This window comes from Kitasatospora sp. HPM-01-4 (genome assembly GCF_051374625.1).
Classification (GTDB): domain Bacteria; phylum Actinomycetota; class Actinomycetes; order Streptomycetales; family Streptomycetaceae; genus Kitasatospora.
The window spans coordinates 2,545,453-2,570,073 of the sequence record NZ_JBPQGP010000005.1 but is presented as its reverse complement, the minus strand read 5'-3'; the positions used below and the strand labels follow the sequence as shown (position 1 = coordinate 2,570,073).

Annotated in this window: 18 protein-coding genes; 9 read left to right on the top strand and 9 right to left on the bottom strand. The window is 73.1% G+C overall.

Annotated elements, in window-relative coordinates; all coding sequences use genetic code 11:
• Positions 1 to 98: 98 nt before the first annotated feature.
• The 8 genes from ACSMTC_RS10845 to ACSMTC_RS10810 form a co-directional block, all read right to left on the bottom strand.
• A complete protein-coding gene (locus ACSMTC_RS10845; RefSeq protein ID WP_436559448.1) occupies positions 99 to 602 on the bottom strand; it encodes a MaoC family dehydratase in 504 nt (167 codons plus the stop codon).
• Between the two features lie 13 nt (positions 603 to 615).
• Entirely contained in the window at positions 616 to 1,608 is a 993-nt protein-coding gene (locus ACSMTC_RS10840) for an HpcH/HpaI aldolase/citrate lyase family protein (protein ID WP_436559447.1), read from the bottom strand.
• A 23-nt stretch (positions 1,609 to 1,631) separates the two neighbouring features.
• On the bottom strand, positions 1,632 to 3,671 hold the full coding sequence (locus ACSMTC_RS10835) for a protein meaA (protein ID WP_436559446.1): 2,040 nt from the start codon (positions 3,669 to 3,671) through the stop codon (positions 1,632 to 1,634).
• Complete coding sequence (gene ccrA / locus ACSMTC_RS10830) at positions 3,671 to 5,044, bottom strand: crotonyl-CoA carboxylase/reductase (RefSeq protein WP_436559445.1); 1,374 nt, start codon at positions 5,042 to 5,044, stop codon at positions 3,671 to 3,673. The genes ACSMTC_RS10835 and ccrA overlap by 1 nt, the downstream gene beginning before the upstream one ends.
• Before the next feature lie 328 nt (positions 5,045 to 5,372).
• The gene (locus ACSMTC_RS10825; RefSeq protein WP_436559444.1) at positions 5,373 to 6,476 is read right to left on the bottom strand and encodes a TetR family transcriptional regulator; all 1,104 of its coding nucleotides are present in this window, start codon (positions 6,474 to 6,476) and stop codon (positions 5,373 to 5,375) included.
• 185 nt (positions 6,477 to 6,661) lie between these two features.
• On the bottom strand, positions 6,662 to 8,440 hold the full coding sequence (locus tag ACSMTC_RS10820; protein WP_436559443.1) for a 3-hydroxyacyl-CoA dehydrogenase family protein: 1,779 nt from the start codon (positions 8,438 to 8,440) through the stop codon (positions 6,662 to 6,664).
• Positions 8,441 to 8,906: 466 nt separating this feature from the next.
• Positions 8,907 to 10,400: an MFS transporter gene (locus tag ACSMTC_RS10815; protein WP_436559442.1), complete on the bottom strand. Its 1,494-nt coding sequence runs from the start codon at positions 10,398 to 10,400 to the stop codon at positions 8,907 to 8,909.
• Positions 10,401 to 10,466: 66 nt separating this feature from the next.
• Positions 10,467 to 11,111 (bottom strand): TetR/AcrR family transcriptional regulator, encoded by a 645-nt coding sequence (locus ACSMTC_RS10810; protein WP_436559441.1) that lies wholly within the window; start codon positions 11,109 to 11,111, stop codon positions 10,467 to 10,469.
• Positions 11,112 to 11,503: 392 nt separating this feature from the next.
• Here ACSMTC_RS10810 and ACSMTC_RS10805 point away from each other — a divergent pair, with 392 nt between their 5' ends.
• Positions 11,504 to 12,844 carry a type I glutamate--ammonia ligase gene (locus tag ACSMTC_RS10805; protein ID WP_436559440.1) on the top strand — a complete coding sequence of 447 codons (1,341 nt, stop codon included), beginning with the start codon at positions 11,504 to 11,506 and terminating at the stop codon, positions 12,842 to 12,844.
• A gap of 2 nt (positions 12,845 to 12,846) precedes the next feature.
• Positions 12,847 to 13,947, top strand: a complete 1,101-nt coding sequence (locus ACSMTC_RS10800; RefSeq protein WP_436559439.1) for an amidohydrolase family protein — start codon at positions 12,847 to 12,849, stop codon at positions 13,945 to 13,947.
• A 110-nt stretch (positions 13,948 to 14,057) separates the two neighbouring features.
• On the opposite strand, the gene ACSMTC_RS10795 is transcribed toward ACSMTC_RS10800, so the two are convergent.
• Positions 14,058 to 14,975, bottom strand: coding sequence for a HipA family kinase (locus ACSMTC_RS10795; RefSeq protein WP_436559438.1), 918 nt, complete (start codon positions 14,973 to 14,975; stop codon positions 14,058 to 14,060).
• 131 nt (positions 14,976 to 15,106) lie between these two features.
• Here ACSMTC_RS10795 and ACSMTC_RS10790 point away from each other — a divergent pair, with 131 nt between their 5' ends.
• The 7 genes from ACSMTC_RS10790 (at position 15,107) to ACSMTC_RS10760 (ending at position 24,580) form a co-directional block, all read left to right on the top strand.
• Complete coding sequence (locus tag ACSMTC_RS10790; protein ID WP_436559437.1) at positions 15,107 to 15,547, top strand: SRPBCC family protein; 441 nt, start codon at positions 15,107 to 15,109, stop codon at positions 15,545 to 15,547.
• 192 nt (positions 15,548 to 15,739) lie between these two features.
• Positions 15,740 to 16,924: a glycosyltransferase gene (locus ACSMTC_RS10785; protein WP_436559436.1), complete on the top strand. Its 1,185-nt coding sequence runs from the start codon at positions 15,740 to 15,742 to the stop codon at positions 16,922 to 16,924.
• A 370-nt stretch (positions 16,925 to 17,294) separates the two neighbouring features.
• The gene (locus tag ACSMTC_RS10780) at positions 17,295 to 18,791 is read left to right on the top strand and encodes a sugar transferase (protein ID WP_436559435.1); all 1,497 of its coding nucleotides are present in this window, start codon (positions 17,295 to 17,297) and stop codon (positions 18,789 to 18,791) included.
• Positions 18,792 to 19,325: 534 nt separating this feature from the next.
• Positions 19,326 to 20,816 (top strand): O-antigen ligase family protein, encoded by a 1,491-nt coding sequence (locus ACSMTC_RS10775; RefSeq protein WP_436559434.1) that lies wholly within the window; start codon positions 19,326 to 19,328, stop codon positions 20,814 to 20,816.
• Positions 20,813 to 22,606 carry a lipid II flippase MurJ gene (locus ACSMTC_RS10770; protein ID WP_436559433.1) on the top strand — a complete coding sequence of 598 codons (1,794 nt, stop codon included), beginning with the start codon at positions 20,813 to 20,815 and terminating at the stop codon, positions 22,604 to 22,606. Before ACSMTC_RS10775 ends, ACSMTC_RS10770 begins: the two co-directional genes overlap by 4 nt.
• Positions 22,596 to 23,393 carry a polysaccharide deacetylase family protein gene (locus ACSMTC_RS10765; RefSeq protein ID WP_436559432.1) on the top strand — a complete coding sequence of 266 codons (798 nt, stop codon included), beginning with the start codon at positions 22,596 to 22,598 and terminating at the stop codon, positions 23,391 to 23,393. Before ACSMTC_RS10770 ends, ACSMTC_RS10765 begins: the two co-directional genes overlap by 11 nt.
• The gene (locus ACSMTC_RS10760) at positions 23,390 to 24,580 is read left to right on the top strand and encodes a glycosyltransferase (RefSeq protein ID WP_436559431.1); all 1,191 of its coding nucleotides are present in this window, start codon (positions 23,390 to 23,392) and stop codon (positions 24,578 to 24,580) included. The genes ACSMTC_RS10765 and ACSMTC_RS10760 overlap by 4 nt, the downstream gene beginning before the upstream one ends.
• The last annotated feature ends 41 nt before the right edge of the window (positions 24,581 to 24,621 follow it).

Here is a 24,621-nt window from a genome sequence, read left to right as displayed (position 1 = left end):
GGGAGGGGGTACGGGGACCCTGCCGGCGTGGCTGCTGCAGCAGGGCCCCCGTGTCCGGGTGGGGGTCGGCCGATGACGGCGGCCTGCCCGTCCGGGGTCTAGGAGGCAGGAGTGGGTCGGCTGGGCTGCTCCCCGCCGCGCTCCTTGATGTACGTCTCGGTCGGCACCATCACCTTGCGGCGGAAGATGCAGACGACCGTGCCGTCCTGCTTGTAGCCCTTGGTCTCGACGTAGACGATGCCCCGGTCGTCCTTGGACTTGGACGGCCACTTGTCGAGCACCGTCGTCTCGCCGTAGATGGTGTCGCCGTGGAAGGTCGGCGCGATGTGGCGCAGCGACTCGATCTCCAGGTTGGCGATGGCCTTGCCGGAGACGTCCGGGACGGACATGCCGAGCAGCAGGGAGTAGACGTAGTTGCCCACCACGACGTTCTTGCCGAAGTCCGTCGTCTTCTCCGCATAGTTGGCGTCCATGTGGAGCGGGTGGTGGTTCATGGTGAGCAGACAGAAGAGGTGGTCGTCGTACTCGGTGACCGTCTTGCCGGGCCAGTGCTTGTAGACCGCGCCGACCTCGAACTCCTCGAAGGTGCGTCCGAACTGCATCTCAGTGGTCTCCTCAGGCCTGCGGGGGCTCGAACTTGGAGGTGCGCTGCAGGCCGGCGGCGCGGCCCTTGCCGGCGATGACCAGGGCCATCTTGCGGCTGGCCTCGTCGATCATTTCGTCGCCGAGCATCGCGGAGCCCTTGGCGCCGCCGGCCTCCGAGGTGCACCACTCGTAGGCGTCGAGGATCAGCTCGGCGTGGTCGTAGTCCTCCTGGGCGGGGGAGAAGACCTCGTTGGCGATGGCGACCTGGTCCGGGTGGAGCACCCACTTGCCGTCGAAGCCCAGCGCGGCGGCGCGGCCGGCCACCTCGCGGTAGCCGTCGGGGTTGCGGATCTGCAGGAAGGGGCCGTCGATGGCCTGCAGGTCGTGGGCGCGGGCGGCCATCAGGATGCGCATCAGGATGTAGTGGTAGGCGTCCGCCGGGTAGCCGGGGGGCTGCTGGCCGACCACCAGGGTCTTCATGTTGATCGAGGCCATGAAGTCGGCCGGGCCGAAGATGATGGTCTCCAGGCGCGGCGAGGCGGCGGCGATCTCGTCGACGTTGACCAGGCCCTTGGCGTTCTCGATCTGCGCCTCGATGCCGATCCGGCCGACCTCGAAGCCCATGGTCTTCTCGATCTGGGTGAGCAGCAGGTCGAGCGCCTTGACCTGGGTGGCGTCCTGGACCTTGGGCAGCATGATGCAGTCCAGGTTCGGGCCGGCGCCCTCGACGACCGTGATCACGTCCCGGTACGTCCAGTGGGTGGTCCAGTCGTTGACCCGGACGACGCGGGTCTTGCCGCTCCAGTCACCGTTGTTGAGGGCGTCCACGATGTTGTGGCGGGCGCTCTCCTTGACCAGCGGGGCGCAGGCGTCCTCCAGGTCGAGGAAGACCTGGTCGGCGGCGAGACCCTGGGCCTTCTCCAGGAAGCGGGGGTTGCTGCCGGGCACGGCCAGGCAGGAGCGGCGCGGCCGCAGGCGGTTGAAGGCGGCGGAGCCGTTCGCAAGGGGGGCGGTGGCGGACATGTGCGGGATTGGTTCCTTCCGGGTCAGCTGGTCGCGGCGTGCTGGTCGGTGGGCAGCGCCGCGGCCCAAGGCTGGAGCCTGTTGGCCAGCCGGATCTCGTCGACGATCCGGCCGATGATGGTGGTGATGCCGAAGTCCTTCGGGGTGAAGACCGCTGCGACCCCCGCGGCCTTCAGGGCCTCGGAGTCCGCAGCCGGGATGATGCCACCCACGACGACGGGCACATCCTCCACCCCTGCCCGGCGCAGCCGCTGCAGAACGTCGGGCACCAGCTCGGGGTGGGCACCGGAGAGGATCGACAGGCCGACGCAGTGCACGTCCTCCGCGACGGCGGCGGAGACTATCTGCTCGGGCGTCAGCCGGATGCCCTGGTAGACCACCTCGAAGCCGGCGTCGCGGGCGCGGACCGCGATCTGCTCGGCCCCGTTGGAGTGGCCGTCCAGCCCGGGCTTGCCGACCAGCAGGCGCAGCTTGCCGGTGCCCAGCTCGGCGGCGGTGGCGGCCACCGCCTCGCGCACGGTGGCGAGTTCGCCGCCCGGCTCGGCCGCCACGGCGACCGGTGCGCCGCCGACCCCGGTGGGGGCGCGGTACTCGCCGAAGACCTCGCGCAGGGCGAAGGACCACTCGCCGGTGGTGACCCCGGCGCGGGCGCAGGCGAGGGTGGCCGGCATCAGGTTCTCGCTGGTCACGGCGGTGGCCTTCAGCACCTCCAGTGCCTGCTGGGCGGCGGCCTCGTCGCGTCCGGCGCGCCACTGGTCGAGAGCGGTGAGGACGGACTGCTCGGAGGCCGGGTCGACCACCATGATGGCGGTGTCCAGATCGGCGGTGAGCGGGCTCTCCTCGGTGGTGTCGAAGCAGTTGACGCCGACGATCTTGTCCTCGCCGGACTCGATCCGCGCCCGGCGGGCGGCGTGCGAGGCCACCAGGTTGGACTTCAGGTAGCCGGACTCGACGGCGGGAATCACCCCGCCCATCTCCAGCACCTTGGCGATCTCGGCCTCGGCCCCGGCGAGCAGTTCGGCGGTCTTGGCCTCGACCACCGTGGAGCCGTTGAAGAGGTCCCCGTACTCCAGCAGGTCGGACTCGTAGGCGAGCACCTGCTGGATCCGCAGCGACCACTGCTGGTCCCACGGCCGGGGCAGGCCCAACGCCTCGTTCCAGGCGGGCAGTTGGACCGCGCGGGCGCGGGCGTCCCTGGACAGTGTGACGGCGAGCATCTCCAGCACGATGCGCTGGACGTTGTTCTCCGGCTGCGCCTCGGTCAGGCCGAGGGAGTTGACCTGGACGCCGTAGCGGAAGCGGCGCTGCTTAGGGTCCTGGATGCCGTAGCGCTCGCGGGTCACCTTCTCCCACAGCTGGGCGAAGGCGCGCATCTTGCACATCTCCTCGACGAAGCGGACGCCCGCGTTCACGAAGAAGGAGATCCGGCCGACCACTTCGCCCATCCGCTCCGCCGGCACCTGGCCGGAGTCGCGGACGGCGTCCAGGACGGAGATCGCGGTGCACATCGCGTACGCGATCTCCTGGACCGGGGTGGCTCCGGCCTCCTGCAGGTGGTAGCTGCAGATGTTGATCGGGTTCCACTTGGGGATGTTGGCGACCGTGTACGCGATCATGTCGGTGATCAGGCGCACGGAGGGACCGGGCGGGAAGACGTGCGTCCCGCGCGAGAGGTACTCCTTGACGATGTCGTTCTGGGTGGTGCCGGTGAGCCTGGCGATGTCGGCGCCCTGCTCCTCGGCGACCACCTGGTAGAGCGCCAGCAGCCACATCGCGGTGGCGTTGATCGTCATCGAGGTGTTGGTCTGTTCGAGGGGGATGCCGTCGAACAGGGTGCGCATGTCGCCGACGTGGCCCACCGGCACGCCGACCCGGCCGACCTCGCCGCGGGCGAGCACGTGGTCGGAGTCGTAACCCGTCTGGGTCGGCAGGTCGAAGGCCACCGACAGACCGGTCTGGCCCTTGGCGAGGTTGCGGCGGTAGAGCGCGTTGGAGTCGCTCGCCGTGGAGTGGCCCGCGTAGGTGCGCATCAGCCAGGGGCGGTCGCGCTTCTGGTCGGTCATCAGTTGTCCCTGTCGCGCTCTTCGGTCCGCTCCGACAGGTCGTCACGGAACAGGTTGATGGCCGGCAGGTGCTTCTCGCGCAGCTCGTGGTCGCGCACGCCCAGGCCCTCCCGCGGGGCCAGGCAGAGCACCCCGACCTTGCCCTGGTGCTTGTTGTGCTGGACGTCCAGCGCGGCCTGGCCGGTCTGCTCCAGGGAGTAGACCTTGGAGACCGTCGGGTGGATCCTGCCCTTGGCGACCAGCCGGTTCGCCTCCCACGCCTCGCGGTAGTTGGCGAAGTGCGAGCCGACTATGCGCTTGAGGGACATCCACAGGTAGCGGTTGTCGTACTGGTGCATGTAGCCGGAGGTGGAGGCGCAGGTGACGACGGTGCCGCCCTTGCGGGTCACGTAGACCGAGGCGCCGAAGGTCTCCCGGCCCGGGTGCTCGAAGACGATGTCCACGTCCTCGCCGCCCGTCAGCTCGCGGATCTTCGAGCCGAAGCGCTTCCACTCGCGCTGGTCCTGGTTGTGCTCGTCCTTCCAGAACCGGTAGCCCTCGGCACTGCGGTCGATGATCGCCTCGGCGCCCATCGCCCGGCAGATCTCGGCCTTCTGCGGGCTGGAGACCACACAGATCGGGGTGGCGCCGCCGGCCAGCGCGTACTGGGTGGCGTACGAGCCGAGCCCGCCGCTCGCGCCCCAGATCAGCACGTTGTCGCCCTGCTTCATGCCCGCGCCGTTGCTCGAGACCAGCTGACGGTAGGCGGTGGAGTTGACCAGACCGGGAGAGGCGGCCTCCTCCCAGGTGAGGTGGGCGGGCTTGGGCATCAGCTGGTTGGTCTTCACCAGGGCCAGCTGGGCGAGCCCGCCGAAGTTGGTCTCGAAGCCCCAGATGCGCTGCTCCGGGTCCATCATCGTGTCGTTGTGGCCGTCGGAGCTCTCCAGCTCGACCGAGAGGCAGTGCGCGACCACCTCGTCGCCGGGCTTCCAGGCGTTGACCCCGGCGCCGGTGCGCAGCACCACGCCCGCGAGGTCGGAGCCGACGATGTGGTACGGCAGGTCGTGGCGCTTGGTGAGCGGGGAGAGCCTGCCGTACCGCTCGAGGAAGCCGAAGGTGGAGACGGGCTCGAAGATCGAGCTCCAGACGGTGTTGTAGTTCACCGCGCTGGCCATGACGGCCACCAGGGCCTCGCCCGGGCCGAGTTCGGGGAGGGGCACCTCGTCGAGGTGGAGGGACTTGCGTGGGTCCTTGTCGCGGCTGTCGAGGCCGGCGAACATCTGCTCCTCGTCCTTGTGGAGCGTCACCGCTCGGTAGGACTCCGGCAGCTTGAGGGCGGCGAAGTCCGCCGGCGTGCTGTCGGAGCTGAGGATCGCGTCGAGGATTTCCTTCATGGCTGCCTCCGAAGGCGTACCTGTGTGAGGGGCTGCACAGGGCGTCTGGGGGAGCCGGGAGCGGACACCGGCTTCGCTGTCGGTCTGAGGGTGGGTGGTACCTGCGACGGGTGGTGGTGTCGCACCGGACGGGGCGCGCCGAGGTGGGGAGCCGCGGCGCCGCGACTGGTGGGTAACAAGGTAGTGGCACCCTGTGCCACTCGTAAAGACACTGGGTGTCATCAGTTCGGGTGAATGCCACGACAGTTCGAAAGCCGCGAAACGGGCATGCGAAGGGCCCGCCCCGCTGCTGCGGAGCGGGCCCTGAAAACCCGTCTGACCTGCGCGATCAGCTCGTCGGAGCGCCGCTGAGGGCGGCCCTGATCCGGTCCACCACCAGGTCCAGCGGAGCGTCGGTGCGCGCCACTGTGATGAGTACCTCACCGCCGGGACTGGCACTCAGTGCGCGCACGGCCGCCGTCTCCAGGGCTGACGGCGCGTCATCAATGGCACCGGGTGCCACAGGAGTGCCACGCCGCCGCGTGCGGTGCGGGGCGGTCGCCCAGAACGTTCCCCTGATCACCTCGAAGGAGTGGTCCAGCTGCGCCTCCACGTCGCCGTGGCCGCCCGCGCGCAGCCAGCGCCGCAGCACGTGGTTGTGCGCCGCCACCACGGCCGCCGCCGAGACCTCGGCCAGCATCGAGTCGTCGTCCCCGCCGCGCTGCCAGCCGGGCGGGATCGCGGCGGCACGGTCACGCTCCGCGCCTTCCTCGTTGCCCGCTCCCTCCGTCGCCGTCCCAGTGGCTGCAAGGTCACGCTCCGCGCGTCGCTCGTCCCTCGCTCCTTCCGTCGCCGTTCCAGTGGCTGCAAGGTCACGCTCCGCGCGTCGCTCGTCCCTCGCTCCTTCCGTCGCCGTTCCGATCGCCGCGTCGAACCGCCCCAACAAATACCTGGTGAACAGCCGCTCGTAGCGGGAGACCACCGCGATCTCCCGCTCGCGCAGTGCCGGAACCTGACGGATCAGCTGGTACCGCGCGACCGACACCCCTGGGGTGGAGGCGTACATCCGCAGCACCTCCTTGATGCCCCGGCAGACCACGTCCAGCGGGTGCTCCTCGGGCCCGGCGCTGGCCAGCAGGTCGGCCACCCGGACCAGGGTGTCGTCGTGGTCCGGGAAGATCGCCTCCTCCTTCGAGCGGAAGTACCGGAAGAAGGTCCGCCGGGCCACCCCGGCCTCGGCGGCGATCTGATCGACCGTCGTCTCCTCGTACCCCTGCGAGGCGAACAGCTCCATGGCGGCCTTGGCCAGATCCTGGCGCATCTGCTGCCGCTGGGCCGCCGCCCGCCGGTGACCGGCGGAGGAGACCCCCGCCGCCGACTGCGCCGCCAGCGCCTGTACCGACAGGGCTTCTTCGAGGGCCGACTGCTCCGCGGATGACTGATCCCGATCCATGTCAGGCACGCTACACGCCCCGGCGGCCGGGCCTGCGGCCTTGGGGCGGCGTACCGCCGCCACCGGCCCGTTGACGGCGGGCCGGGGCCAGCGGGAGGAGACCGTCCCCTGGCCCCAGACCGACCGCCCGGACGCCCCGGGGGACGGGCGGGGACCGGGCCCGGCGCCCGGCATCGGCCGGCCGTTCACCGGCGTGCGTGGTCGCGGAAACCGCGGCCGGTCTTGCGGCCCAGGCACCCCGCCGCCACCAGGTGCTCCAGCAGCGGTGCCGCCGCCAGACCCGGCTCGCGGAACTCCTGGTGCAGCACCTTCTCGATGGTCAGCGACACGTCGAGACCGACCACGTCCAGCAGCTCGAACGGGCCCATCGGGTAGCCGCAGCCCAGCTTCATCGCGGTGTCGATGTCGTCCACCGTGGCGTAGTGCTCCTGCAGCATCCGCACCGCGTCGTTCAGATACGGGAACAGCAGGGCGTTGACGATGAACCCGGCCCGGTCCCCGCACTCCACCGGGTGCTTGCGCACCGCGGCGCACGACTCCAGCACCGTCGCCGTGACATCGGCCGAGGTCAGCACGGTGGAGACCACCTCGACCAGCTTCATCGCCGGGGCCGGGTTGAAGAAGTGCATCCCGATCACGTCCTGCGGCCGCGAGGTCGCGGTGGCGCAACTGATCACCGGCAGGCTGGAGGTGGTGGTCGCCAGTACCGCGCCCGGCTTGCAGATCTTGTCCAGGGTCGCGAACAGCTCGCGCTTGACCGCCAGATCCTCGGCCACCGCCTCCACCACCAGGTCCACCTCGGCCAGTTCGGTGTACGAACCGGTCGGGACCACCAGTGCCAGTGCCTCCTGGCGCTGCTCCTCGGTCAGCCGGCCCTTGGCCACCGAACGCTCCAGCGACTTCGACAGCTGCGCCTTCGCCCGGTCGGCCTTGTCCTGGCTGCGCGCCGCGAGCAGCACCCGGTACCCGGACTTGGCGAAGACCTCGGCGATCCCGGTCGCCATGGTGCCCGAGCCGCAGACGCCGATGCTGCGCACCTCGCGCCCTTCGGCCCTGGCGGCGGCGGTGGCGACCACCTTGTCCGCCACCACCTTCGACGATCCCGGTGCCTCGTAGGTGTAGAAGCCGCGGCCCGACTTGCGGCCCAGCAGTCCGGCCGCCACCAGCTGGCCGAGGATCGGCGCGGGCGCGTGCAGCCGGTCCTTCGACTGCTCGTACATCGCCTCCAGCACGGTGCGGGCGGTGTCCACGCCGATGAGGTCGAGCAGTGCCAGCGGGCCCATCGGCAGACCGCAGCCGAGCCGCATGGCGGCGTCGATGTCCTCCCGGGTGGCGTACCTGGACTCGTACATCGCGGCGGCCTGGTTGAGGTAGGCGAACAGCAGGCCGTTGACCACGAACCCGGCCCGGTCGCCCGCGGCGACCGGCTCCTTGCCCAGCTCGCGGGCGAACTCGGCGGCCTGCTCGGCGATCTGCGGTGAGGTCAGTACGGTGCGGACCACCTCGACCAGCTTCATGCTGTGCACCGGGTTGAAGAAGTGCAGGCCCAGCACCCGGTCGGGGCGGGCGGTGGCGGCGGCGATCCGGGTGACCGACAGGGCGGTGGTGCCGGTGGCCAGTACGGTCTCCGGCGGGCAGATCCGGTCCAGTTCGGCGAAGATCTCCCGCTTGAGCTCCAACTGCTCGGGGACCTCCTCGATCACCAGGTCGGCCTCGGCCGCCGCCTCCAGCCGGTCGCCGACGGAGATCAGCGCGAGCAGCGCCGTACGCTCCTCGGCGGTGAACCGCCCGCGCTGGACGGCGTGCGCGGTGGCCTCCTCGATCCGGGCCAGTGCCCGCGCGGCCGCGTCCGGACCGGCTTCGACGCCGATCACCCGGCGGCCGCTGCGTGCGGCGGCCACGGCGATGCCTGCACCCATGGTGCCGAGGCCGACCACGGCGACGGTGGGGAAGGGACGCTCCATGAGTCGTGACTCCTTGTCATGGGCCCCGCGCCGCGCTCCGGTGCCGCGCCGGGGCGGTGCCGTGCCGCGGGCGTACCGGAGGAGGGCGCGACAGCGCGGGGGAGTGGTGATGACGGTTGCGGCACCGCGGGACGGGCCGGTCCGCTCCGGCCGTGCCGCGGAAGTGCCGTGGTGCTCAGGCGCGCTGGACGAGATGAAGCGACGCTGACGCTGGTGGAGTGACGGCCGTCGTCCGAGTAGGGCCGTGGCCGGGAAACGGGCACCCGCGCCGGCTCCGTGGAACGCGCGATGGCACGTCGGACGCCGACTCCCGCCGGTGCGGCTCCCGAAGCCCGGCGGTGGTGCGTGCGGTCACTGTAGCGAAGTTACCGCCGCGTAGGAAGAGTTGGGGAACGGGTCCGGGTACGGCGAAGCCCCCGTGGCGCTCCCCGGAGGGAGTGCCACGAGGGCTTCGGAGCGGAGGCTGTCAGTGCACCAGCACCGGAACGGCGTCCTCCTCCTGGACGGCGCTCTTCGTCTGGCTGCCCGGGTGGCCGACGTTGATGAAGACCAGGGCGATCAGCGCCGCCAGCAGCAGGATGCCGAAGGACCACCAGATCGCGGTGGAGAAGCTGTGCACCATGACCTGCAGCTTGAACAGCGGCGAAGCGGCCTCGGCCTGGTGCGACTTGGCGTACGCGGTGGCCGCGCTGGCCGCGATGGTGTTCAGCAGCGCGGTGCCGATCGCGCCGCCGATCTGCTGCGAGGTGTTGACCATGGCGGAGGCGACACCCGCGTCCCGCGGCTCGACCCCGTAGGTGGCCAGGCTCATCGCGGGCATGAACGCGGTGCCCATACCGAGGCCCATCAGGATCAGGCCGGGCAGGATGTGCGCCGGGTAGGAGCTGTCCACCTTGATCTGGGTGAGGACCAGCATGCCGAGCGAGGCGGTCACGAAGCCCGGCACCATCAGGAAGCGCGGGGCGACCCTGGTCATCAGCCGGGCGCCGATCTGGGTGGAGCCGGTGATCATGCCCGCGACCATCGGCAGGAAGGCCAGACCGGTGACGACCGGGCTGTAGCGCAGCACGACCTGCAGGTAGTAGGTCAGGAACAGGAAGAGCCCGAACATGCCGATCACGGCCGAGCCCAGCGAGAGGTAGACACCGGCGCGGTTGCGGTTGGTGACCACGCGCAGCGGCAGCAGCGGGGCCTTGACCGAGCGCTCGACCAGGACGAAGGAGATCAGCAGCACCGCCGCGGCGGCGAACAGGCCGAGCGTGATGCCCGAGGTCCAGCCGTCCGACTCGGCCCGGGTGAAGCCGTAGACCAGCGAGACCAGGCCGGTGGTGACCAGCAGCACGCCGGGGATGTCCAGCTTGCTGCCGTTGCGGCCCTGGGCGGGCTCGCGGATCACCAGCACCGCGCCGGTGATGGCGATCACGGCGAACGGGATGTTGACGTAGAAGGTCCAGCGCCAGTTCAGGTACTCGGTGAGCAGGCCGCCGAGGGTCAGACCGATGGCGCTGCCGCCACCGGCGATCGCACCGTAGATGCCGAAGGCCTTGGCCCGCTCCTTGGGCTCGCTGAACATCACCGCGAGCAGCGAGAGCGCGGCCGGGGCGAGCAGTGCGCCGAACACGCCCTGGAGGGCGCGGGCGCCGAGCAGCATGCTGCTGTTGGCGGCGGCGCCGCCGAGCGCGGAGGCGAGCGCGAAGCCGCTCAGGCCGACTATGAAGGCGCGCCGCCGGCCCCACAGGTCGGCGATCCGCCCGCCGAACAGCAGCAGGCCGCCGAAGGCCAGGGCGTAGGCCGTGATGACCCACTGGCGGTTGGCGTCCGAGATGTGCAGGTCGGCCTGGGCGGTCGGGAGGGCGATGTTCACGATGGTCGCGTCGAGCACGACCATCAGCTGGGCGAGGCCGATGAAGGCCAGGGCCTTCCAGCGCCGGGGATCCGGCTGGAGGACGGATTCAGACATGGGGGTACCCACTTACGTACAAGAGCGTGCAGATGTGCGAGGAGTCAGAGCGCAGTCAGGTGCAGGTCAGTTGTGCCGCTTGAGGTCCTCCAGGGTCACGGCGCGGCCGTCCAGGATGGAACGGGCCGGGGCCTCCAGGCCGTCCAGGAAGATCTGGAGCTGGCGCTGGACGACGGCGTCGAGAGCCGGGCATCCGCTGCCCGGCAGTGGACGGGTGAGCTGGGTGAGTGCGAGCCCGAAGTCGCCGGCGGCGATGTCGGGACGGAGCCGGCCGGCCCGCTGGGCGCGCGCCAACAGCTCCTCGACCACCTGCGTCAGCCGCAGGCGGCTCGCCGTGAGGCCGGGATCGCATCGGTCGATGTGGTCGGTGAGCAGCGGGCACAGGGCGCCGATCCGCTCATCGGCGGCCGCGAGCGCGAAGCGGCGTACGGCCTGGAAGGTGTCCGCCTCCTCGGCCATGGCGGCCTCGGCGTGCTCGATGACGCCGGTGATCACCGAGAGCGTGACGTGGTGGATCAGCTCGCGCCGGTTCGGGAAGTTGCGGTACAGCGTGGCGTTGCCCACCCCGGCCCGGCGGGCGATCTCGTCCAGCGGCACGTCCGCGCCCCACTCGACGAAGGCCTCGCGGGCGGCGGCGATGATCCGCGCCCGGTTGCGGGAGGCGTCGGCCCTGAGCCGTGGGCCGGCCGGCTGGGCGGTGGTGACGGTCATGGTCGAGTGCTCCCTTCGAGGTGGTTCCGGCTTCGCGGTCGTGCGGCGGCAGCCGTGTATCCGGGGAGTGTCTCCCCGGATCGTGTGGACAGAGAGGTAAACGGGGAATCGTTCCCCGGATATTTCAGGCCTGCCGGTGACCCGTGTCACAGGCTTCGGGGGTGCTCGGCGCGGTCTTCGCCCCCTTCACCGCAGACGAGGCCCAGAGTGACCACTCTCCGCGACACCGGCTCCGGGTTCAACCGAATTTCCGTACGGGGACCGGACGCCGAGGGGAGCATCCATGGTCGCAGATCCGTTCGGGTGCCCGCGCCCGGCGTGCGGTCAACCTGACGGGTGACAGACCCGCCCGGTCGGCCCCCGAACGGGTGCGGTGGCGGCAGCATGGACCTATGACCACCACGCAGCCCCGCGCGGAACGCGCCGCCCAGGCCCGGCTGGCCGCCGCCCGACTCACCGACGAGGCCATCGACGGAGTGGTGCTCGGCTGGGTCGACAACGCGGGGGTCAGCCGGGTCAAGGCCGTTCCCGTCCGCCAGCTGGCACACGCCGCCGAGTGGGGCGTCGGCGCCTCGCCGTCCTTCGACGTGTTCCTGGTGGACGACTCGCTGACCAGCAGCCCGTTCACCACCGGCCCCGACGGCGACCTGCGGCTGGTCCCCGACCTGGCCAGGCTCTCCCGGCTGGCCGCCCAGCCCGGCTGGGCCTGGGCCCCCGTCGACCGCTACACCCAGGACGGTGCCCCGCACCCGGGCTGCCAGCGGCGCTTCGCCCGCCGGATGGTGGAGGCCCTGGAACGGCGCGGCCTCACACTGCGCGCCGGCTTCGAGGTCGAGTGGGTGGTCACCGAGGCCGACGGCAGGCCGGTCGCCGACGCCCCCGCCTACGGGATGAACAAGCTGATCGACCACTCCGACTACCTCCGGGACGTGATGCGGGCGCTCACCGCAGAGGAGCTGACGGTCCTGCAGATCCACCCCGAGTACGCCCCGGGCCAGTTCGAGGTCTCGGTCGCCGCCGAGGGCCCGATCGAGGCCGCCGACACCACGCTGCTGGTGCGGCACACCGTGCGCGCCGTCTCACACCGGTACGGGCTGCGCGCCTCGTTCGCGCCCGCCGTCACGGCCGACGGCGTCGGCAACGGCGGCCATCTGCACTTCAGCCTGTGGCGCGGCGAGCAGAACCTCAGCCACGGCGGCCCCGGGCCCTACGGGCTGCACGACGAGGCGGAGACCTTCCTCGCCGGGGTGCTGGCCGAACTCCCGGCGCTGCTGGCCCTCGGCGCGCCCAGTGTGGCCAGCTACCTGCGGCTGCAGCCCTCCCGCTGGGCCGGGCCGTTCCGCTGCTGGGGCCTGGAGAACCGGGAGGCCGCGCTGCGGCTGATCACCGGTTCGACGGGCTCCCAGGCCAATGCCGAGATCAAGTGCTTCGACCCGGCCGCCAACCCCTACCTGGTGATCGGCGCGGTGCTCGCCGCCGGCCTCGGCGGGCTGGACGCGGGCCGTTCGCTGCCGCCCGAGGTGCACGGCGACCCGGCCGGGCAGAGCGGCGTCGAGCGGCTTCCCGCCGAGCTGTCGGTGGCCGTGGACGCGTTCGAGAAGTCCGTCCTGCTGCGCGAGGCGCTCGGTGCCCAGCTGCACGCCGCGGTGCTCGCGGTCCGCCGCGCGGAGGTCGAACTCCTCGGGCCCCTCGGCGCCGAGGAGCTGATCGCCGCGACCCGCTGGCGGTACTGACCGTGAGGCTGGTCGACCAGCACTGCCACAGCGTGGTCCGCGTCGAGCTGGATCCGGACGGCTTCGCCTCCCTGATCACCGAGTCCGACCGGCCGCCCGCCGCCGGGACCACGCCCTTCGACAGCAGCATCGGTATGGCCGTCCGCCGGTGGTGCCCGCCCGCGCTCGGGCTGCCCGCGCACGCCCCGGCCGCCGACTACCTGGCCCGGCGCAGTGAGCTGGGCCCCGTCGAGGCCACCGCCCGGCTGCTGGCCGCGGCGGCTCTCGACGCCTGCCTGGTGGACACCGGACTGACCGCCGCCGCCGGGCACCCCCTGCTCCCGCTGGCCGACCTGGCCGCCGCCGCCGGTGCCGAGGTCCGCGAAGTGGTCCGGATCGAGAGCATCGCCGAGCGGGTCGACACCACCGCCGCGGGGTGGTCCGGGGCCACGCGGTCGGCGCTGGAGAGGGCCGCCGCCGGGGCCGTCGCGCTGAAGTCCATAGCGGCCTACCGGTGCGGACTGGCCGTACCGCCACAGCCGCCGGAGGAGGCCGAGGTGGTCCGGGCGGCCGGCGCCTGGCTCCGAGGCCCCCGGACCAGGCTGACCGACCCCGTGCTGCTCGCCCGGCTGCTGTGGACGGCCGTGGAGGTCTGCGCCCCGCTCGGTCTGCCGGTCCAGGTGCACACCGGCTTCGGCGACCCCGACCTGCGGCTGCATCTGGCCGACCCGGCACTGCTGGCCGACTTCATCCGCGCCGTCGAGCCCAGCGGCGTCCCGCTGGTGCTGCTGCACGGCTACCCGTACCACCGCCAGGCCGCCTGGCTGGCCGCCGTCTTCCCCCATGTGTACGCGGACGTCGGCCTCACCGTCTCGCACACCGGTGCGCGGGCCGCCCAGGTGCTCGGCGAGGTGCTCGAACTCGCCCCGTTCGGCAAGGTGTTGTTCTCCACCGACGGCTACGGGCTGCCGGAACTCTTCCTGGTCGGCGCCGCCCAGTACCGGTACAGCCTGGCGCGGCTGCTCGCCGACTGGCACACGGACGGCGCCTGTTCGGCGGCCGACGCGTCCAGGATCGAGGGCATGGTCTCGGCCGGCAACGCCCGTCGGCTGTACCGCCTCTGAGCAGCCCTCGGTGGCCTGGTGGCGGTCGCTTCCGGGCCGCGGCCGCCGACCGGCGGCGCGCACGGGCCGAGCCGCACCCGGCAGCGCGGGGGCCGGTCGCGTTCCGCCCGTCAGTCGATGTGCCGGCTCCAGTCCGGTGCGGCTGAGGGCTTCCCGTGCAGGTCGGGCACGTGCCTGAGCCAGGCGGGCCGCCCCGCCCGGGTCGCGGCGGCCCGCGCCTCCTCGGTGCGCCGCAGCTGCTCCGGCGTGGCGAACCCGTCCGGTAGCCAGGCCGCCGATCCCCGGGCCCGCGCGGCAAGATGGCGGACGTAGGCCTCCCGCACCTCGTCCACCGAGTCGAAGCCGGGCTCGCCCGCCAGCCACTGCGCCGGGACCAGCCCGACCACCTCGCGCAGCAGTTCCTCGGTCACCAGCGGCGCGAGCCGGGCGTCGGCGGCGGGCACGTCGGGACCGAAGGCGGCGAGCGCGTGGTTGCTCAGGTCGTACCGCTTGAGCAGCGAGGCGTGTGCACCGGACCAGCGGTGATGGAAGATCAGCCCGGCGCCGTTGTCGATCAGCCAGAGCCGGCCGTGCCAGACCATCAGGTTGGGGTTGTGGACGCTGCGGTCGACGTTGCCGGTCAGCGCGTCCAGCCAGACCACCTGCCCGGCCTCGACGGGATCGACGTCCACCATCGGCCGCCTTCCCCCGGCGCCGCCCTCCGGATCGAAGTCGCGGGCGCCCGGCAGGTAGTCCATGCCGAGGTTGTGTCCGGCGCTCGCCCGCAGGATGTCCTGGATCTCCGGGTCCGGCTCCTCGGCGGCGACCACCGGGTCGAAGTCCACCAGGACCAGCTCGGGCACCCGCAGGCCGAGCCGCCGGGCCAGCTCGCCGACGATCACCTCGGCGACCAGCGCCTTGCGGCCCTGCGCGGCGCCGGTGAACTTGACCACGTACGTCCCGAGGTCGTCGGCCTCCACGATCCCGGGCACGGAGCCGCCCGCCCGCAGCGGGTTCAGATAGCGGAGCGCGGTCACCTCGGTCAGCACACCGGCCACCCTAACCCGGCGGTCGGCCGGTGCGGCCCCGGTTTTGGTACCGGAGGTGAGCGGTGGTTGGCTTGGCCCGTCATCGGAGCCGGCCAGCACAGCTGGGCCGTACAGTCGGAGGAGAGCAGGTCATGGGTCAGGTGTACGCCGCCACCGAGCGGGTCTACCAGGCGTCCCCGGAGCGGGTGTACGAGGCGCTGGCGGACTACGCCGTCACCCGGCCGAAGCTGCTGCCCGCGCAGTACAGCGAGTACGAGGTCAAGGCGGGCGGCCGGGGCGCGGGCACCCGGGTGCACTGGAAGCTCCAGGCCACCGAGAAGCGGGTCCGTGACTGCCTGTTCGACGTCACCGAGCCGGCGCCGCTGAAGCTGGTCGAGTCCGACGCCAACTCCTCGATGGTGATCACCTGGACGGTCACGGCGGCCGGGGCCGGCCAGGCCAAGGTCCTCGTCGAGACGACTTGGAAGGGCGCGGGCGGTATCGGCGGCTTCTTCGAGCGGACCTTCGCCCCCAAGGGCCTCAACCGCATCCACGACGAGGTCCTCGCCCGCCTCGCCACCGAGGTCGCCTGAGTCCGGGCGCACGGGCCGGCCTCCCAGGTGCACGGGCCGGCCTCCCGGGTGCGACCGGGCGTCTGTCGGGGCACCCGGAGGGCCTTCGTAAGCCCGTACGCCCGCTGAGCCGTTCGGGTGATTGCGTTCCCCGTCCCGGGTGACAGCGCCAGAGGCTCGACTTGGCGCCAACTTAGGCTCGCCGCCGTGCATATGACGATCCTTCACATCTCCCAGCCGGTGGACGGCGGTGTCGCCCGGGTGGTGGTGGACCTGGTCCGGGGGCAGCGCGAGGCGGGTTGCCGGGTGCTGGTGGCCTGTCCGCAGGGCGGGCGGCTGGCCCGCGAGGCGACGGCGGCGGGGGCGCTGGTGCTGGACTGGCCGGCCGCGCGCTCGCCCGGCCCGGGAACGCTGATGGAGGCGTGGCGCCTGCGCCGGATCGTCCAGGCCGCGGCACCCGACGTGGTCCATCTGCACAGCGCCAAGGCCGGGTTGGCGGGCCGGCTGGCGGTCCGGGGGGCGGTGCCGACGGTCTTCCAGCCGCACGCCTGGTCCTTCGCCGCCGTCGAGGGCGTGCTCGCCGCGGCCACCCTGCGCTGGGAGCGGTACGCGACCCGCTGGGTCCGTGCGGTGCTCTGCGTGAGCGAGCGGGAACGGCTGGACGGCGAGGCGGCCGGTCTGCGCGCGCACTGGCGGGTGGTCCCGAACGGGGTGGACGTCCGGCACCACGGTTTCGCCGACCGGGCGGCCCGCCGCGCCGCCCGGATGTCGCTCGGCCTGGAGCTGGACGCCCCGCTCGCGGTCTGTGTGGGCCGGCTCTGCCGCCAGAAGGGCCAGGACGTGCTGCTGGCGGCCTGGCCGGACGTGGTCCGGCGGCTGCCGGAGGCGAGGCTGGCCCTGGTCGGCGGCGGTCCGGACGCCGCCGCGGTGGCCGGCCTGGTCCGTGCCCTGCCGGAGCCGTCCCGGGTGCGGCTGGCGGGGGATGTGGCCGACCCCAGGCCCTGGCTGGCCGCCGCCGACCTGGTGGTGCTGCCGTCGCGCTGGGAGGGCATGGCGCTGGCGCCGCTGGAGGCGATGGCGACCGGCCGGCCGGTGCTGCTGACGGACGTACCGGGGGCCCGGGAGTCGCTGCCGCCCGGACGGGCGAGGAACGGATTGGTTCCGCCGGAGAATCCGGCGGAACTTGCCCGGCGAATGTCCGAGTCGCTGGCCGACCTGATCGAATGCGAACGCCGGGGTGTAGCCGCCAGAGAACATGTGATCGGACATCATGATGTGCGCTCGGTGGTGGGGCGGGTGGCCGAGCTGTATCGAACAATTCTGTTCGCGGAATTCCCGGGGGCATCGGCCATTCCGCTTTCGCGGCGCCGGACCGCCCGTGTCCCGGGGCGCTCCTGATCGTTTCTCAGGCCGTGAATCCTCGCCGCGGCGGTTCCGTCGTGTTCGCTTCGCAATCGCGAAGGGCGAGGATCCAAATCGGAAAGTCTGATTAATGGGCGGGCGGAATGGAATGGCGAGTCAACTCTCTGAAAACAAGCCGCTGTTCGGTACTGTCTGATATTGCCCGCCTCGTCGCCTTTTCCAGTTACCGGTCTTCCGGGAGGCAGTCCGGAAATAGGCAGAAATCCACTCATGGAGGCAGGTGCCACCCGGGCCGGCTCCATCGAGCCGGGATGTCCGCGCCGGTACGGATGCCGGCCCGGACATCCTGCCGACGCGGGTGCGCAACCCGCCAAGGCGGGCCCACAGCAGGGGAGTTCGTGCGCTGATGACCATTGACCACGAGAGCGTGCCACGCCCGGGACGCCCCCTGCCGAACTCCGGGTGGACCACCGCCGCCACCCTCGACCGCCCCGCCAGGACCTCCCAGACCCGCGCCTCGGCGGCGGTCGGACGGCACCGCAGACCGTTCAGCTCCCGGATCACGGTGCCCACGGGACTGCTGGCCGTCGACGCCCTCGCGGCCTGCGCCGCCACCGGCTTCACCGCCGACCGCACCGGCCATCCCGTCCTCGGCGCCGTCGCGGTACTGCCCCTGCTGCTGCCGCTCAACCTCGCCGCCGGCCTGTACCGCACCAGACTGACCACCTCCGCCCTCGACGAGATCCCCGCCCTGGCCGCCCGGGCCACCGTCGCCCTGGCCTTCGCGGTCATCCTCTCCGCCTTCCTGGAGGGCACGCCCGACGTCGCCGTCGCGCACCCGCTGCGCCTGCTCGCCACCCTGGCCGCCCTGATCCTGTTCGCCGCCGGCGGCCGGGGCCTGGTCTACCGCCTGCTGCGCCGCGCCCGCCGCCGCCGCCCCAGCCCCACCCTGGTGCTCGGCGCCGGCCAGCTCGGCCAGCGGGTCGCCGCCGCCCTCATCGAGCACCGCGAGTACGGGCTGCGCCCGGTCGGCTTCCTCGACGGCGACCCGGTCATGCTCGCCCCCGACGCCAAACTGCCCGTCCTCGGCGGGCGCGAGGCGCTCGAACGAGAGATCCGGCGCCACCGGATCCACCACGTCGTCGCCACCGAGGGCGCCGCCGACGAGGCCGAGACCGCCGCCGCGCTCCGCGAGGCCGCCCGGCTCGGCTGCCAGGTCTGGCTGGTCCCCGCCCTGCGCGAGTACGGCTCGGTGGCCGGGGCCGAGCGCGACCAGCTCTGGGGCTTCCCCTGCCTCAAGCTCGGCCGGCCCGCCCTGCGCCGCCACGGCTGGCCCGTCAAGCGGGCGCTGGACATCACCGCCGCCGGCCTCGGCCTGATCGCCCTCGCCCCCGTGCTGGCCGCCTGCGCGCTGGCCGTCCGCTTCGACACCGGCTCCGGCGTCCTGTTCCGCCAGCAGCGCACCGGACTCGACGGGAGGTCGTTCACCCTGCTCAAGTTCCGCACCCTGCGCCCCAGCAGCGAGCACGAGTCCGCCACCCGCTGGAACATCTCCCAGGACCACCGGATGGGCACCGTCGGCCGCCTGCTGCGCCGCACCTCGCTGGACGAGCTCCCGCAGCTGTGGAACGTGCTGCGCGGCGACATGAGCCTGGTCGGCCCGCGCCCCGAACGCCCGTACTTCGTCATGCGGTTCGGCCAGGCCTACCCCGAGTACGCCGACCGCCACCGCGTCCCGGTCGGGCTCACCGGCCTCGCCCAGGTCAACGGCCTGCGCGGGGACACCTCGATCGAGGACCGGGCCCGCTTCGACAACCGCTACATCGAGAGCTGGAGCATCTGGCAGGACACCAAGGTCCTGCTCCGCACCGCGGTCCTGCTGCTCAACCCGGACGGGAGCTGACCGGTGGCTCTCGTACCCGCCTCATCTTCCGGGGCCTCCGGGCCCTCGGACCCGGCGCCGACACTCCGCACTCCGGCGCTCCTTCGTCGCTTGTCGCTTGTCGCTCTCGGCACCGGCGGGCCCTCCCGGCCCCTGTCTTCCGGGGCCTCCGGGCCCTCGGACCCGGCGCCGACACTCCGCACTCCGGCGCTCCTTCGTCGCTTGTCGCTTGTCGCTCTCGGCACCGGCGGGCCCTCCCGGCCCCTGTCTTCCGGGGCCTCCGGGCCCTCGGACCCGGCGCCGACACTCCGCACTCCGGCGCTCCTTCGTCGCTTGTCGCTTGTCGCTCTCGGCACCGGCGGGCCCTCCCGGCCCCTGTCTTCCGGGGCCTCCGGGCCCTCGGACCCGGCGCCGACACTCCGCACTCCGGCGCTCCTTCGTCGCTTGTCGCTTGTCGCTCTCGGCACCGGCGGGCCCTCCCGGCCCCTGTCTTCCGGGGCCTCCGGGCCCTCGGACCCGGCGCCGACACTCCGCACTCCGGCGCTCCTTCGTCGCTTGTCGCTTGTCGCTCTCGGCACCGGCGGGCCCTCCCGGCCCCAGTCTCCCGGGCCCTCCCGCCCCCCGTCCTCCCGGCTACCGGGAGCGCCGGTCTTACGGGCCGTCGGCAGCGCCCTGCTCGCCCGGCCCAGTCTGTCGGCCGCCGCCACCGTGCTGCTGGTCTGCGTACCCGCCGGGGAGAAGGACGTCACCGCCGCCGTCCACATCACCGCGGCCGACCTGGCCTCGCTCGCCCTGGTCGCGCTCACCGCCGTCGAGCTGCTGCGCGGCCGGGCCCCCGGGCTGAGCCGCACCGCCTGCGTGCTGTTCGGCGCGGTCGTCTGCGCGGCCGCCGCCGCCACCGTCGCCTCGATCGACCCGGCCGCCAGTGTGACCGGCTTCATCCGGCTGGTCCAGGTCTTCGTCCTGGTGCCCGCCTGCGTCCTCGGCGCCCTGCGCGACCGGTACGACCAGCGGCTGGTCCTCGGCTCCTTCGTGCTCGCCGCACTGATCGAGGGCACGGTCGGAGCGAACCAGTACCTGACCGGGACCGGCGCCTCCTACACCGGCCGGCCGATCCGCGCGGTCGGTACCTTCGGCGCCCTGGACATCATGGCGATGTCCACCGTGGTCAGCTTCGGCCTGCTCGCCGCGCTCGCCCTGGGCCTGGCCGAACGCGGGCCCGGCGGCAGCCGGCCGCTGCGGCTGGCCATGTTCGCCGCCGCCGCCTTCCTCACCTTCCCGCTGGCAGTCTCCTTCAGCCGGGGCAGCTGGATCGCCTGCGCCGTCGCCGTCACCGTGCTGGTGCTGCGGGTCGATGCCCGGATGGCCGTCCGCAGCGCTCTGCTGGGGCTGGCGGCCGGCGTCGTCCTGGTCTGCGGGACCGGTGTCGGCTCCGACGGCGTCACCCAGCGGCTCTCCAGCATCGGCTCGGTCTCCGCCGCCCCCGACCAGTCCGTCAGCGACCGCTACGACCTCTGGACCACCGCCGGCCGGATCTGGCAGGACCACCCCGTCACCGGCGCCGGACCCAAGGCCTTCCAGCAACTGCGCGACAGCCACGCCCCGTTGAGGCTCTCCTCCGGCAGCGACGCGGCCGACGCCACCATCGGCTTCCAGCGCGAACCCCTGCTCTCCCCACACAACATGTACCTGCTGGTGCTCAGCGAGCAGGGCCTGATCGGCATGGCCGCCTACGCCGCGCTCTTCCTCGTCCTGCTGATCGGCTGCCTCCGCCGGCCGGACGGTACCGGCCCGGCCTCGCTCGCCCTGCTCACCTGGGTACTGGTCGACTTCCTGTACGGCGACATCGGCGGGACCACCACCGTCCTCACCTCCGTGGTCCTCGGTCTCGCCGCCCGTACGGCCCTGGCGGACGGCGGGGGCGGTGGCTGGCGGCCGGCCGGGTGCGCCGCCGTCCCGCCGCGGAGCGCCAGGTCCGCACGGGCCGCTGCCGGGGCCCGCCGCACGGCAGCCGACGCGACCACCGCGCGGGGGGCGCGCCCATGACGACGGACCGGCCGGGCACCCTGGCCACCCCGGCGGCCCCCGCGCTCCCGCCCGCCCGCCAGGGCGGGGCCGGTACCCCGCAGACCGTCGCCCGGGGCGGCTTCCTGGCCCGGGCCTTCGGGGTCACCGCCCTGCTCAGCGCCGCCGGTTCGGCCCTCGGCCTGCTGCGTGACCTGCTGCTGGCCCGCTACTTCGGGGCCAACCAGGGCACCGACGCCTTCCTGGTCGCCTGGACGGTGCCCGAGACGGCGGCGCCGCTGCTGATCGAGGACGCCATGGCCTTCCTGATGGTGCCCGCCTTCAGCCTCGCCCTGGTCCTGCGCGACGAGCACCCCGACCGGGCGGATCCGGTCCGCCAACTGGTCCGCGCCACCCTGCCCTGGCTGCTGCTGGCACTCTGCACCCTCGCCGCCGCCGTCGCCCTCGGCGCCCCCCACCTGGTCGGCCTGCTCGCCCCCGGCCTCGCCGACCCGGCCCTCGCCGTCACCTGCACCCGGATCACCGCCTGCACCGTCCTGCCGTTCGGCGTGGCCGGCTACCTGGGCTCCGCGCTGCGCGCCCACCACCGCTTCACCGCCCCGGCCGCCATCTACGTCGCGTACAACCTGGGCATCCTCGCCGTGCTGTTCACCTGCCACGCGACGCTCGGGGTCCGCTCGGCCGCCGCCGGGGTGGCGCTGGGCAGCCTGCTGATGGCCGGGGTGCTGATCGTGCCGTTCTGCCGCCGGCTGCGCCGGGGGCGCCGCCCGGGCCCGCGCCGGGGCTCGGCCGGGCTGGTGCTGATCCCGTTCGCGCTGCTGCCGGTCGCCGCCTTCACCCTCACCCGGCAGGCCCAGGTCTTCATCGAGCGCTACCTCGGCTCCGACCTGCCGCCCGGTACCATCTCGCACCTCAACTACGCGGCGAAGGTTTCCCAACTCGCCATGACCGCCGCCCTGTTGATCTGCACCGTGACCTTCCCGCTGGTCGCGCGCGCGCTCGCGGCGGGCGATCTTACGGCGGCCAGGGACCGGGTGGAGAAGGACCTCGGCCAGGCCGCCGCCGTCGTCCTGCTCGGTACCGCCTGCCTGATGGCCTGCGCCCCCTCGGTGGTCTCGCTGCTGTTCGAGCGCGGCGCCTTCGGCCCGCGCGACACCGCCGCCACCGCCGCCGTGATGCGGGTCTACGGCCTCGGGCTGCCCGCCCAGGCGCTGGTCGGGGTGATGGTCCGCCCGTACTTCTCGGTCCGCCCGGTGGTCCGGCGCGCCGACGAGCCGCAGTACGGCGGCGCCGGGAGCCGCCGTCGGCCGCTCCGCCGTCCGCTCCGTCGGCCGGGAGTGCCGCGAGCGGGCCGCGGGGCCCGCACCCGGCTCGCCCTGCTCGACTGGTACCCGGTCGCCGCGATGGCCTTCGGGCTGCTGGTCACCGTCGGTGTCGGACTCGCCGCCACCCCCCGCATCGGCGCCCTGGGCATCGCCGCGGGCAACGCCGCCGGGATCACCGCCACGGCCGCGCTGCTGCTGCGCGGGCTGCTGCTGCGCGGTATCGCCCTGCGGCTCCCCAGGGTGCTCGGCGGTCAGGCCAGGCTGCTGGCCGCCGCCGTCGGCGCCGCGGTGGCGGGCACCGCCGCCGGTGCGCTGACCGCCGACCCGCTGCTCTCCATCCTGCTCGGTGGCGGCTGCGTGGTCCTCGCCTTCGCCGTGCTCGGCGCCGCGTTCGGGGCCGTCGAGGTACGCGGCCCCGTCCTCGCCCTCGTCCGGGCCCTGTACCCTCCCCCGGCCGCTGAAGGGAAGCTGCCCCATGGACGCTGACACCCGGCTACCGCGTCTCCCGGCGCAGGCCAGGGGAGCCAGGGCCGCGCCCTGGATCCTGATGTACCACTCGGTGGCCGACGAGGAGGAGGACCCCTACCTGCTCACCGTCAGCCCCGACCGGTTCGCCGCCCAGATGGCCTGGCTGGCCCGCACCGGGCGGCGCGGTGTCAGCGTCCGCGAACTGCTGTGGGCCAGGGCCGCCGACCGGGCGGACCGGCTGGTCGGCCTGACCTTCGACGACGGCTACGCCGACTTCGCCCGGCACGCCGTCCCCGTCCTGCGGGCGCACGGGTTCACCGCGACCGCGTACGTCGTCCCCGACCTGCTCGGCACCGAGAACGGCTGGGACGCGATGGGCCCCCGGAAGCAGCTGCTGACGGCCGGCCAGGTCGCCGAACTCGCCGCCGCCGGCTGGGAGATCGGTTCGCACGGCCTGGGCCACCGGGCCCTTCCCGGCCTGCCCTCCGACGCCCTGGCCGAGCAGACCAGGGGGAGCCGCCGCACCCTGGAGGACCTGGTCGGCGGCCCGGTCACCGGCTTCTGCTATCCGTACGGCGCGGTCGACCTGCCCGCCGCGCTGGCGGTCCGCGACGCCGGGTACGACTACGCCTGCGCCATCCAGCACGGGGAGCTCACCGGCCGGTTCGCGCTGCCCCGCTGCTACGTCGGCGACCAGGACGGCGCGCTGCGACTGCTCGCCAAGCACGCCCGGCACCGGGTCCGCGACGCGACGACCGCGCTGCGCCGGAGCCCGCTGGGCGGGCAGCGGGAGGCGGACCGATGAGGGTGCTGCACGTCGTCACCGGCCTGGCCTCCGGCGGTGCCGAACGCCAACTCCAGCTGCTGCTGCGCCACTTGCCCGAGCGCCACAGCTGCGAGGTGGCCACCCTGACCAACCCGGGAACGGTCGCCGAGGCACTGCGGGCCGAGGGCGTGGTGGTGCACCACCTGGCCATGCGCGGAAACCGCGACCTCACCGTGCTGCCCCGGCTCACCCGGCTGATCCGCTCCGGCGGCTACCGGCTGGTGCACACCCACCTCTACCGGGCCGGTCTCTACGGGCGGCTGGCCGCCCGGCTGGCCGGGGTCCGTACGGTGGTCGCCACCGAGCACTCGCTGCACGCCGAGCTGATCGAGGGCCGCCGGGCCACCGTCGGGGTCAGGGCGCTCTACCTGCTCGCCGAACGCCTCGGCACCACCACCATCGCGGTCTCCCGCCAGGTCGCCGGAACGCTCGACGCCTGGGGCGTCCCGCCGCACCGGGTGCACCTGCTGCCGAACGGGGTCGAGGCCGCCCGCTACACCCTGCCCACCGCCTCCAGGGCCGCGGTCCGCCAGACCGTGCGAACGGACCTCGGCCTGCCGCAACAGGCCTGGGTGGTCGGCGCCGTCGGACGGCTGGTGCCCGGCAAGCGCTTCGAGGTACTGGTCGACACGCTCGCCGAACTCGCCGCGCTGGCCGGGGACCACCCGGCGCTGCGGGAGCCCTGGCTGCTGCTGGTCGGTGCCGGGCCGGAGCGCGAGGCACTGGTACGGCGGGCCGAACGGCTGGGGGTGCGCGGACGGCTGGTCTGCCCGGGGGAGCGCGAGGACGTCCCCGAACTCCTGGTCGCCATGGACGTCCTGGCCGCGCCCTCGACCGAGGAGACCTTCGGGCTGACCGTCCTCGAAGGACTCGCCGCCGGGCTCCCCGTCCGCTACAGCGCCTGCCCCGCTCTCGACGAACTCGGCCCCGAGGCCGCCCCGGAGGCCGCCCTCGTCCCCTCCGACCCCGCCTGCTACACCGCCGCGCTGTGCGAACTGTGGAGCCGCCGCAGCACTGCCCTCCCGCAGCCCCCGGCCGTCGCGCACTACGACATCGCCCGGATCGCCGAGGAGCTGGGCCGGCTCTACGACACCCTCGCCGCCGGAGAGCCCCCTCCCGCGCCCCGGGACGGGCGCGACCGGCCCCGAACCGCGGTTCCCTCATGACACCCGGCCGGCCCCCGCGCCCGTCCGGCCCTGACCACCAC